Origin of the sequence: uncultured Henriciella sp. (assembly GCF_964005855.1) — a bacterium.
Taxonomy (GTDB): domain Bacteria; phylum Pseudomonadota; class Alphaproteobacteria; order Caulobacterales; family Hyphomonadaceae; genus Henriciella.
This window is the reverse complement of sequence record NZ_CAXFSW010000033.1, coordinates 1-9,810: the sequence shown is the minus strand read 5'-3', so window position 1 is coordinate 9,810 and position 9,810 is coordinate 1. Positions and strand designations below refer to the sequence as shown.

The following is a 9,810-nucleotide window of genomic DNA, read 5'->3' as shown; positions in this document are numbered from 1 at the left end:
GTGGCACCAGCCGCTTCTTGACGGGCTCCGTTGCCTGGCCTGAGCTGACATAAGAGAGCTGTGCATCGGCAATTTTCTCATAGGTCACGGTATTCATGCGGGTAATGTCCTGCGCGCGGATGACCCCGGTCACCGTCAGAACGCGAATTTCATTACTCACGCGCGTACGTTGATAGCCCTGGATAACGAGATTGCCATTCGGCTCGAGTCCGATAACGCGGGCTGCAAGGCGAAACGTCACTTTCTCCGCGCGATTTATTGCACCGCTGCCATTCAGCGAGGAATTGCGATTATAGTCGATGCCGGGCGAGACGCTCGCCCCGTTTGGCAATACGCCATTGGCCCACTCGGGCAGACCGAACAGGGCATCCAGATTGAAATCCTCATTCGTGCCGCGCGTGGCCTGCAGGGAGTTCTGCATACTGGCCTGGTCGTCCATCTCGACAACCACAGTCAGAAGATCACCCACAGACTTCGCCCGGCGCATGCTCAGCAGCGAGTTTGCCGATGTGGTCCAGAGCGAATTGGTGTCATTATTGAGCGGCACCTGCGGGAATTCGGTGAAGGTCTGCACCGCGGGTGGTGGAGGCGGCGGAACGCTGGCGAGCGTCATATCCTGTCTGACGCCGGAGGCACACGCGCTGCATAGAAAACCTGCTGCGAGAAGGGAAAAAGCTGGTCTCATTGTGCAAGCACCCACCCGCCGGCCTGGACGGTGCCAGTGACAAGTTTTCTTGAGTTCACATTCATCAGCGAGACGGTGTCATTGACCCCGCCCTCCTCCATGGCGCGCGCCGTCGTCGAAATCTCGAGGCCGCCCTGGATGAACTTGACCGTCACGACCTGATTACGGGTGACGAGGCGCGGCGTTTGGGTATTGTCCATGGTCACTTCCCGGCCACCATATACAGTGCGGCGGACTTCACGGCCGATCAGGGGGCTGTCGAAGACAGGCGCCCCATCTTCGGTGACCAGCATACCGGGGGTAATGACTTCGCCGGAGCGGATGACGTCCTCGGCAACGACATTGCCTGAACTGGCAATGGTCAGGAGGAGCCCGCCCGCGAGTGTGGAGAGAATGCTCATCGGCCTACCTCACTCTCGTCGTGGCGGCGAGCATCTCGTCGGCCGCAGAGATGACCTTGGAATTGAGCTCATAGCCGCGCTGGGCCTCGATCAGTTCGGAGATTTCCTGAACGACGTCGACGCCGGATTCCTCAAGATAGCCCTGACGCAGCATGCCGACCCCTTCGGTCGCCGGGACCAGCCGGTTTGGCGCGCCCGAGGCTTCGGTCTCGCGGAACATGTTGTCGCCCATCGCCTCAAGGCCTTTTTCATTCACGAAGCGCACAAGCGAAAGCGTCCCGATCGGCTGGCCCTCTGCCTCGGATGCAAAATAGGCCACAACTTCGCCATCGGTGCTGATCGAGATGCGCCGGGCGTCTTCCGGGATGACGATGCCGTCGGCGAGTTCATAACCATCCTTGGTGACGAGCTGGCCCTCTGGACTGCGGTTCAGCTTGCCATCGCGAGTGTAGGCGGACTCACCCGAGGGCAACTGGATTTCTAGGAAACCCGTGCCATCAATGGCAATGTCGAGTTCCGAACCGGTCTCGCGCAGCGACCCCTGCGTAATTTCCATCGACACCGAGGCAGGTTTGACCCCCGTCCCGAGCTGGACGCCCGCAGGCACCACCGTGCCCACCTGGGAGGAAATCGTCCCGGGGGTCAGGTATTGCTGATACATGAGGTCGGAAAACTCCGCCGTTCGCGGCCGATAGGCTGCGGTACTCATGTTCGCGATATTGTTGGAGATCACGTCGACACGTAGCTGTTGTGCCGCCATGCCCGTGGCTGCGATCTGCAGTGATTTCATAGGGTCCTCCCTCGATCCACGTCCTGTGGGTTAAAGCTGGCGTAAGGTGCTGATGAATTTGGCGATCCGGTCGTCCTCACCTTCGATCAGCGCCTGACCGGCCTCATAGGCCCGCTGCACTTCAATCATGCGCGCAACCTCAAGCACCGGCGAAACATTTGACTGCTCAAGCGCGCCCTGTACGACACGCGGCTCTTCCATCTGCTGAAACCCCTCTTCAGCAGCGAACATCGTCCCGCCCGCGCGGGTGAGCTGGCCTTCCGGCTGCACGACGCCGACCTGATCGATGATGACCCCATCGAATGAGATCGTGCCATCGCCAGCGATGCTGACATTGGTCGCCTCTCCAGGGATCTGTACCGGGCCACCGCCGGCGCTGAGCACGCGGTTGCCCATCGAGTCGATAAGCTCGGACTCGGCATTGAGCTGAAAGTGACCGGCGCGGGTCAGGCGCTGGCCCTGCGGTGTTTCAACCAGGAAATAGCCTTCCCCCTGGACGGCAAGATCAAAAGTCCCGTTCGTGAACCGCAGACCGCCCTGCTCGAGGTCGGTCGTGTGGCCTGCCAGCGTGCCCATGGAAAGGTCAGACAGATTATTATTCGTCCCCGCTACGAATTCGGCGAAAACGGCACGGTCAGACTTGTAGCCCGTCGTGCTGGAATTCGCGAGATTGTTCGCAACCACCTGCATCTCATTCATCAGGCCGGTCTGGCGGGCCAGTGCGGCATAAATCGCATTCGACATCAGCGGGCCTCCTTGGGCAGGGTTCCGAGCGACTGGCGCAGCGTTTCAAGACGCGTGGAGACGTCCGTGAGGGCAATCTGTTCATCCTGGCCATTGGTCGCGGCCGGGCGCGCTTCGGCGATGCGCAGCGCGCGCATTTGTGCGTCTTCATCCTCAATCTGGGAGGCCCTCGAATAGAAGCGCTGAGGCACAATCCAGTGACCCGCGGCCGCATCGGCCTCGATCAGCATAAGGGCGGTCTCGGCATCACCTGGAATTCCGCGTGAAAGCGTTCCGAACGCCTCTGAATCGCCGCGCCGGATGGCGTCGATAAGCGCAACCTTGCGGATGGCGATATTTTCCGGGAAGGCTTCGGTCAGACGGGCGAGTCCCTCATGGTCCTCAAGCTGGAAGGCGAGTTCAGCCTGCGCCAGTCCGAGAGCAGTATCATTCTCAAGCCGCGAGGAGAGTTTCTCCGACATGGTACGCAGACCGAGATTGGCTGCGATGGCGGACGCCTTTGCATAGCGCCCATCGGTTCCCTCACGCGCCTCCAGCAGAGCACCCGCCTTCAGCAGGGCATCCATGGCTTTCAGATTGACGAGGAAGACGTTGCTTTCGAGATCCGTGTCGATCATCGCTTCGAAATGCCCGGCCAGGCGCGCGCGCGAGGCTGGATCCGCAGCCGCTGGAATCGCTGCGAGGCGAAGCGTCATGTCGTAACCAACCGTTTCGTTGAGATCCTGCAGGATGATAGCGAGATTGTCTGAAACGGACGCCTCAGCCGGCAGGCTGCCGAGCGCATCTACATACTGATCGACGATGTCGCGTTCGACATCGCTGGAGATAGCCTTGCCATGACGGCGGAGCGCGGCTGCGGCCTCGTTGCGGTATTCCGCGCGGCGCAGATACTCCCGAACCGTATTGGCGGCGCTGGGCGTACCCATTGCGAGCCGCTGAAGCGCCTTCACGAATTGCAACTGACGGCTCGCCGCAATCTCTTCAGCGGTAAAACTCGTCATCAGCCGTTCTGAAAGGATCGGCCGGTCCAGACGGTCCAGCGCGGGGATAACGATCAGCGAGGCGTCGGCCCGAAGACGAAGCGGCAAACGCCGGAACGCGTTAAAATGGTTTGCCAGAAGGTCGGCCCCAGCCGGGTCATTGGCCTTGAGCAGGGCGATTGCAAACCAGACGCCGTCGTCTTCATGGCAGGCGGCAATTTGAGAAAGATAGGCCGGATCGGGGCGACCGCCTCGCTCCAGAAGTTCGATCAGCTGTCGCAGGGCGACACCGCCCTGCCCCATATCGCCTTCAAGTTCTGCGCGAGCCTCAGCGATCAGGCCCAGCGAGATATAGGCACGCGCCATCACACGTCTCGACGCGATTGTGGGCTCGCTATCCTCCAGTACAGAGCGCCAGGCCGACAGATCATTATAGGAGACGAAGTCAACGAACTCGGTGAGGTCAAGCGGAGAGACGTCCGGGCAAAGATACTCTTCCGCACCGGTCCGGGCTGACGCTTCGGCCGCAACCTCCATGGCAGGCGGAATGTCTTCAGGCGCGTCAACATTGGCCACATCCTCAACCTCAACAGCCTCATCTGGCTGGGGGCTGCGGGCCGGTTTCAGCAGGCCTTCCCGGATCGCTTCCTGAACGAAGCTGTCGAGCTCTCCGGGTAGCCGTTCGATCTCGTCGTTACGGTCAGACGATTGCGGCGGCTCCTGTGAGAGGGCCGCCTGCGCGAGGAATGCCGCGCCAAGACATATGCCAACGATGCCTCTCACGCGGCCTGCCTTAACCCCCTCAATGCCTGTTCGATTTCATTGAAGGATGGGCGCACCCGGGACGGGGCATGACGTCTTGCGACCTCGACGCAGATATTCACCGGGTTCTTGTGAAGGTTGGAGACGAGAACCTCCCCAATCATCGAATAGAAGAAGTGCTCCTCGGTCCGGATGGCTTTCACCCGGGACGCGAACGGACCGACAAGGCCATAGGCAAGAAAGACGCCGAGGAAGGTGCCGACCAGCGCGCCGCCAATCATGCCCCCCAGGACTTCCGGCGGCTTGTCGATTGACGACATGGTCTTGATGACGCCGAGAACGGCGGCGACAATACCCAGCGCCGGCAAAGCGTCTGCCATGTTCTGCAGGGCGTGCGCGCCGGCCTGCTTGTCTTCGTGCAGTGCCTCCAGATGCTTCTCCAGAAGCTCCTCGACCTGATGGACATTGTCGAAATTCATCAGCATCGAACGGATCGTGTCGCAGATCATGTCGATGGCGTCCTCATCCCTGAGGATGCGTGGATAGCGCTGGAAGAGAGGCGATTGATGCGGGTCTTCGATATGCTGCTCGATATCGATCGGGTTCTGACGCAGGATATTGAGCAGCTCGGACATCAGGCAGAGCAGGTCCTGATAGTCGCTCTTTTTCCACTTGGCGCCGGTAAACGCCGCCACGACATCTGCACCGGTCTGTTTGATCGTGCCGAAATCATTCGCCGCCAACAGAGCGCCGATGGCGGCGCCGCCGATCATCATCCCCTCAAATGGCAGGGCGTGGGTGATGATCCCCATATGGCCGCCTGCAAGCATGTAGCCACCAAAAACCATGGCCACAGTGACGAGAATGCCAAGTATAGCGTTCAACTTATACCTCCCTCGCGCAGATCATGCGCGGTATTTCAAGACATTCAGGCACCCGATATCTCCTGAATGAAGCTTTCGCGTAAGGGCGAGGTAAGCTTTATGGCGCGTTGGCCTTTCCAGTTGCCTAATTCGGCGCTTCCGATTTCGGCGCTACCGGTCAGCGTCTCGGCATGAACGTAAAGCTTGCCGCTTTCGGCATCATCGAGCGGTACGATCTGCCCGACCTTGAGGCCCGAACAGTCGGCGACGCTGAGGTTCAGTTTCGCCAGGACGGCATCCAGGCCAATATTCGAACAGCGGATAGACTTGATAAGCCCGGTCTTGTTGACCGCGGCGCGCGGTTTCACGGTCTCAACCCTCGTCGCCTTCAGTTGCTCTGCATGCGCAACGAGCGGCTCCAGATTGTAGTAGAGCTGGACATTGCCTGTCGGCTCCAGCGCCCCCTTTGCAAAGAGGTTCACCGTAATGGCGATCAGGGCGTTCCCGTCATCGAGGCCGCCCGGGACCCCGGCCGGATCAGCCACCATGAAGTCGTCCGGAAGGGGCGGACCGGCGGGCACGTCCTGGGCAAGCCCCTCCATCAGGCGCCGCATCGGCTTGTCGCACATCAGACGCAGAAAAAGCGGTGGCGCGATCTCTATATGAGAGAGGTCTTCCTTGAGGCGGCGCGCGACAAAGCGTTCAGCCAGATCCGCCGAGAGAGAGATGGCGCGCAGGCCACCAATCCCCGATGGTAAACAGACATAGCCGAATTTTTCACGAATGCGGCTTTGCGCTTCCTCAACGGTGACCTGCCGGCGGCCACCGAGCTGAGCCTTCATTTCAAAGCCGAGGACATCGTTCGACCATGTCTCACATGCGTCCAGCATGGCAGCCCAGAGGGGCTCACACTGAAGCAATGACGGGGATATACCGCCTGCTGACCTCATCATTTTCAGCAGTGTTTCCGACACGCCTGCCCCTCAGCACCCTGGCCCCTTCTTCAATTTCGGGTGTGGCGAGATTTGGTAAACGTTTCGTTAGAGAAGCCCCGCCAATCGGCGCACGCAATTAGACGATGCGTTGGAGTCTCTCTGTTAGGAAGGCGGCTGAAACTGCAGAAAGCGGGTCGCACGAATGGCACAATCGTCATCATCAGACGCTCAACATGTAACGATCATCAAGCGCAAGAAGGTCGTGAAGGCCGAGGGCCATCATGGCGGCGCGTGGAAAGTCGCCTATGCCGACTTCGTTACCGCGATGATGGCATTCTTCCTGCTGATGTGGCTCCTCAATGCGACAACCGAGGACCAGCGCAAGGGTATTGCAGACTATTTCAATCCGTCCATCCCGGTCAGCCGGGTCTCCGGCGGCGGCGCAGACGGTCTCGATGGCAGTTCGCTCATGGCTGAAGACAGTGTGGTCAAAGTCGGCACCGGTGCAACGGGGGTCGGCGACGGGGCTTCGCTGGAGCAGCGGCGCCACACCGATTCCATAGCTGAAGGGCTTGAACAGCTGAGAGAGGAACTGGGTGAGGACCCCCAGCGCCTGTCCGAACATCTGATGGTCAAGATGACACCTGAGGGCATCGTTCTTGAAATCGTCGATTCAGAAAGCCGGCCCCTGTTTGAACTTGGCCGTAGTGAACCAACGCCCTTGATGACAAGCCTTCTGGACGCTGTCTCGGGCTCGCTCAATACATTCGAGAACGAGATCAAGATCGTGGGTCATACAGACAACCGGCCCTTCCGGGGCGAGGGCGGCTACGACAATTGGAGCCTGTCTTCAGACCGGGCGAATACGGCGCGCCAGATGCTGATCGCGAATGGCTTCCCCCTCGCGCGCGTACATGAAGTCTCAGGCCGTGCAGATACCGATCCGTTGACGCCGGAGGATCCGTCTGCCGCGCGCAACCGGCGCATCTCGATCACGATCATGACCAACGGGCCGGAGGCGGCGGGATCATAGTTATCCGCTTATTAAACATTCAGCTCCAATTTCAGAGGAAATCTGACAAAGGAGTTGTCAATGAGTATCTCGTCGTCCCTGAATGCAGGAGTAATGGGGCTTAATTCGAACGCGAGCCGTCTGTCCACGATTTCCGACAACATCGCGAACTCTTCGACTTACGGCTACAAGCGCAGCGTTGCGGATTTTTCCAGCATGGTGATCAACAAGCAGGCCTCTGCCTATGCGGCGGGCGGCGTGACGGTGAACACCTTCAAGGATATTTCCCAGACTGGGTCACTCATCAACACCGGCAACTCCACCGATATCGCGGTCGGCGGGCGCGGCCTGCTGCCGGTCACCGATGGTAGCGGCATCAGCGCACTGGCCTCCGAACGCGAACTCATGCTCCTTCCGACCGGCTCGTTCTATGCAGACGAGTCAGGCAATCTTCGTACGCAGAGCGGCATGTTCCTGCTGGGCTGGTCAGTCGATGGCGACGGCGGCATTGGCACAGTCAGCCGCAATAGCGGCGCCAATCTGGAGCCGGTCAACATCTCCGCCTCGCAATATGTGGCCTCGCCGACCTCACGGATCGATCTTGGCATCAACCTGCCGGCAGACGCCACGCTGGCGGGCGCCAGCGGTCAGCCCTACGACCTGCCAATCGAGTATTTCGACAATATCGGCCGCGCCCAGACGCTGTCCTTGTCCTTCGAACCCAGCGTGCCGACGGACGGGGCCAGCAATATGTGGACCGTCAAGGTCTATGACAGCGCCGGCACCGGGACCGACGCGATTGCCGAACTCCAGCTGGAGTTTACGGACTCGGTAGACGAAGGCGGGCGCATCAAGGCCGTCACAGCGGCCACCGGCACGACCTATGACGAGGCGACCGGCATCATGAGCCTCACCCTGCCGCACGGCGATGTGGACATCATGGTCGGCAAGCCGGGTGGCACTGCGGGCGTCACACAGCTTTCTGCGCCATTCTCGCCGACCAATGTGACAAAGGATGGCGCACCAATCGGCGACCTCCAGTCGGTTGAAATCGATGAGAAGGGTTTCCTTCAGGCGGTCTACAATTCAGGCTACCGGCGCGCGCTCTACCAGATCCCGGTCGGTGACGTGCCGAACATGAACGGTCTGCGCGCTAAGGACGGCCAGGCTTTCTCGGTCTCTGCCGAAAGCGGCAATCTCTATCTCTGGGATGCTGGCACTGGCCCTGTGGGCGAGGTTGCTGGCTACTCACTCATGGAATCCACGACGGACATCGCCGCCGAGTTGACCGATCTGATCGAAACGCAGCGGGCCTACTCGTCGAATGCGAAAATCGTCCAGACGGTCGATGAGATGCTTCAGGAAACCACCAATCTGAAGCGTTAGGCCCATCGCCGAAAGCGGAGGCTGAACCTTGAGCCTTTCACACGCCATCAATGCCGCGCGCACCGGTCTGCAAGTGACCGGCCTGCGCGCGGACATGGTCGCAACCAACGTCTCGAATGCGACGACGCCCGGCTATGTTCGCCGCTCGGTGCTGGTCAGCGAAATCACGACCTCCACCAATCCTGCCGGCGTTCAGGCCGACGGTGTCGGCCGGTCGACCAATGATGCGCTGACCGCCCAGCGGATGGCCTCCGGCAGCGATCTTGCGCAGGCAAGCGTTCTGGCCTCCAGCTGGGCATCCCTGTCTGCAAGGCTCGGCGACAGTGTGGATGGAAGCGGCCTCTTCGCCATGATGTCGGATTTTCAGTCCGCCCTCTCCAATGCGGCGGCCACTCCGGAATCACAGGCCAACCTCAATGCGGTTGTGGACAGTGTGAAAGCGCTGGCCTCTGAATTCCGCAGCCTCTCACAATTTGTCTCGTCCGAACGGGTCGATGCCGACCGCGAGATTGCAAGCGGCGTTGCGACCGTGAATGACGCGCTCGCCCAGGTCGAGGCGCTGAACGTCAAACTTGCGGGCATCGACAGGACATCGGCGCGTGCCGCCGCTCTCATGGATGAGCGCCAGCGCTATGTGGATACGATTTCTGAATTCCTTCCCGTCGACACGGTGAAGCGCCAGGGCGGCGCCATCGATATCGTCACCAAGGAAGGGGTCTTCCTTTTGGCGGGCAGTGCCCGCCAGATCGAGTTTTCCCCCGCCTCTGCCGTTGGGGCGGGCGACAGTATTGAAAGCGGCGCGCTTTCCGGCATGTCTGTTGGCGGTGTGGACATCACCCCCGGCCAGCCGTCTTACGGCGCTGTTTCCAGCGGCCTCTTCGGCGCGCTTTTTGCCCTGCGTGACACCGACCTTCCTGCCTTTAACGAACAGCTGGACACGGTGGCTGGCGACCTTCTGTCCCGGCTCGATGGTGCAGATACAGATGGCATGGGTGTGAATACCAGCCTTCTCATCGATACCAATCCAGGCAGTCCAACCGGCCTTGCCGGGCGTCTCGCCATCAACCCGCTGATCGACCCACTTCAGGGTGGCCAGCTTTCCCGCCTCCGGGACGGTCTCGACGCCACAACACCTGGCGATGCCGGCAATGGGCGGCTGTTCAATTCCATGCTGGACGCGCTTCAGGCCAATCGCAGCCTGAGTGCCGGTGGCTTCGAAGGCAGCTACAACGCCTCCAACCTCATCGCAGGC

Annotated in this window: 10 protein-coding genes; 3 read left to right on the top strand and 7 right to left on the bottom strand. The window is 60.4% G+C overall.

What is annotated here, in order from left to right:
• The 7 genes from ABNU55_RS15400 to ABNU55_RS15370 form a co-directional block, all read right to left on the bottom strand.
• A partial coding sequence (locus ABNU55_RS15400) for a flagellar basal body L-ring protein FlgH (protein WP_348764567.1) occupies positions 1-613 on the bottom strand: 613 nt, incomplete at its 3' end.
• Positions 614-681: 68 nt separating this feature from the next.
• The gene (gene flgA / locus ABNU55_RS15395; protein WP_290748247.1) at positions 682-1,086 is read right to left on the bottom strand and encodes a flagellar basal body P-ring formation chaperone FlgA; all 405 of its coding nucleotides are present in this window, start codon (positions 1,084-1,086) and stop codon (positions 682-684) included.
• 4 nt (positions 1,087-1,090) lie between these two features.
• Positions 1,091-1,876, bottom strand: coding sequence for a flagellar basal-body rod protein FlgG (gene flgG / locus ABNU55_RS15390; RefSeq protein WP_348764566.1), 786 nt, complete (start codon positions 1,874-1,876; stop codon positions 1,091-1,093).
• A gap of 30 nt (positions 1,877-1,906) precedes the next feature.
• The gene (locus tag ABNU55_RS15385) at positions 1,907-2,620 is read right to left on the bottom strand and encodes a flagellar hook-basal body complex protein (RefSeq protein WP_348764565.1); all 714 of its coding nucleotides are present in this window, start codon (positions 2,618-2,620) and stop codon (positions 1,907-1,909) included.
• Positions 2,620-4,383, bottom strand: a complete 1,764-nt coding sequence (locus tag ABNU55_RS15380) for a hypothetical protein (protein ID WP_348764564.1) — start codon at positions 4,381-4,383, stop codon at positions 2,620-2,622. Before ABNU55_RS15380 ends, ABNU55_RS15385 begins: the two co-directional genes overlap by 1 nt.
• Entirely contained in the window at positions 4,380-5,246 is an 867-nt protein-coding gene (motA, locus tag ABNU55_RS15375) for a flagellar motor stator protein MotA (RefSeq protein WP_348764563.1), read from the bottom strand. Before motA ends, ABNU55_RS15380 begins: the two co-directional genes overlap by 4 nt.
• 44 nt (positions 5,247-5,290) lie before the next feature.
• Positions 5,291-6,178: a FliM/FliN family flagellar motor C-terminal domain-containing protein gene (locus ABNU55_RS15370; protein ID WP_348764562.1), complete on the bottom strand. Its 888-nt coding sequence runs from the start codon at positions 6,176-6,178 to the stop codon at positions 5,291-5,293.
• Between the two features lie 184 nt (positions 6,179-6,362).
• Here ABNU55_RS15370 and ABNU55_RS15365 point away from each other — a divergent pair, with 184 nt between their 5' ends.
• From ABNU55_RS15365 to flgK, 3 genes are all read left to right on the top strand, one after another.
• On the top strand, positions 6,363-7,193 hold the full coding sequence (locus tag ABNU55_RS15365; protein ID WP_290748266.1) for a flagellar motor protein MotB: 831 nt from the start codon (positions 6,363-6,365) through the stop codon (positions 7,191-7,193).
• A 60-nt stretch (positions 7,194-7,253) separates the two neighbouring features.
• Positions 7,254-8,558 carry a flagellar hook-basal body complex protein gene (locus ABNU55_RS15360; RefSeq protein ID WP_290748269.1) on the top strand — a complete coding sequence of 435 codons (1,305 nt, stop codon included), beginning with the start codon at positions 7,254-7,256 and terminating at the stop codon, positions 8,556-8,558.
• A gap of 28 nt (positions 8,559-8,586) precedes the next feature.
• The coding region (gene flgK, locus ABNU55_RS15355) for a flagellar hook-associated protein FlgK (RefSeq protein WP_348764561.1) at positions 8,587-9,810 on the top strand (1,224 nt) is incomplete at its 3' end.